Raw genomic sequence first — 1,616 nt, forward strand, 5'->3', positions numbered from 1 at the left:
CCAGCTTAGCTGTGCACGTATTTCCACATCTGATGAAGATAATTTATGACTCCGAGCAACACTTCATCGCGTTTTTTGCACGGAGTTCAGCCTTCTTACGAAGTTTTTAAACAAGAGATATAACATGAATTTTTGTCTCAAAAATATACAGGCAAGAGCCTACACCCGCACGAAACAAAGTGCTATAAAAATTTCACTCAAACAGCTCAAAAGCTAACACACACAGATTAGCTGAATCGATAAACCATTATGTGACCCATATTGATTGTGTCATCAATACAAACCTATATAATCGGCTACTTGCCGAGAAGAAGGAAAGTAACCACATGATTTATAAAGAAAGGGAAACATGGTTAGAAGCCATTTTAAACACCCTACCGGATCATGTGTTTATCCTAGACGAAAGCGGGCGCTATATTGAAAGCTTTGGTGGTACCCACCACTCCAAAACGTTCAACGCAGAACGCTACACTGGCTTACAGCTTAGCGATGTCCTTTCCCCAACCAAAGCAGATGAACTCATGGGGTTTATTTTTGACGTTATGCAAGATAACGAAACGAAAGTCGTGAAATACAACCTTTCTCTGCATGACCACCTACTCCTGCCTATAGAAGAGCTAGAAGCGTTGGAAAATCCAGAAGAAATGTGGTTTGAGGCGATTATCAAACCAGTTAACGCTCCTGAAAATGCAAACAAACTGGTGATCTGGTCTGTACGTGATATCACCAAGACTCATTTGCTAGAACAACGCCTTAAACAATTATCAGAAACTGATGCACTTACTGGTCTTCTCAACCGTCGGGCGTTTATCTCCAATTTAGATAATGCGATCATTCAACATACAAAACGTTCTAAAACACTTTCATGCTTGATGATCGATATTGATCACTTCAAAGATATTAATGATAGAGTTGGCCATTTTTCTGGTGATCATGTTATCACTCGCATTGCTCACGTTTGCCAAGGAGTCATTCGTGGCAGCGACTTTATAGGTCGATTGGGAGGAGAAGAGTTCGCAGTAATCTTAACAGATGCGAATGCGATTCAAGCGCATGAAGTAGCTGAACGCAGCCGCCAAGCTATACAAGCAACGATCTGTCATGTCGATGACGTTGAAATTACGACCACTGTTAGTATTGGTGTAGCAGAGTTGAATTCACAACAATCCAACGCAAAAGAGCTTCTAATCGAGGCCGATAAAGCGATGTACTATTCAAAGCACTCAGGACGCAATCAAGTCACCCTAGCTTACGAAAACCTGCCAGATCTTAAGCTTTATCAAGCCGGTCACTTAAAAATACAAAGAGTTTCTTAAATATAAGTTCCCCCTTTCTGACCACAATAACATCGCTAAAAACTCACCTATCTAAAAGCCTTATAACTATTAGTAAAAAATGCTCTATATGTGTTCGCTATTTATCGACCTAAACCACCATCATTCCATCCTTAATATCGACTTTACAAAGCTCGCAAGTCAGCAAAAATCCATTCAGATAAAAATGAGACTACTGGCCCTTGCTCATTTCAAATGACGGAGATTCACGCACACAAATCGCCAAGTTTCTCAAAGTAAGCCGGACCAGTGGTAATAATTGGGTCCAAACCTTTCTTGAAG

General features: G+C 40.5%; 1 protein-coding gene. It reads left to right on the top strand.

Features of this window, described 5'->3' with window-relative positions:
- The first annotated feature begins 326 nt into the window (after positions 1-326).
- Positions 327-1,316 (top strand): diguanylate cyclase, encoded by a 990-nt coding sequence (locus tag R8O70_RS24955; protein WP_318184432.1) that lies wholly within the window; start codon positions 327-329, stop codon positions 1,314-1,316.
- The last annotated feature ends 300 nt before the right edge of the window (positions 1,317-1,616 follow it).

This window comes from Vibrio sp. 779(2023), from assembly GCF_033344285.1.
Classification (GTDB): Bacteria; Pseudomonadota; Gammaproteobacteria; order Enterobacterales; family Vibrionaceae; genus Vibrio; species Vibrio alginolyticus.

Coding starts and splice junctions, on each gene's coding strand:
- R8O70_RS24955 (WP_318184432.1), top strand. CDS start 327: ATGATTTATAAAGAAAGGGAAACATGGTTAGAAGCCATTTTAAACACC.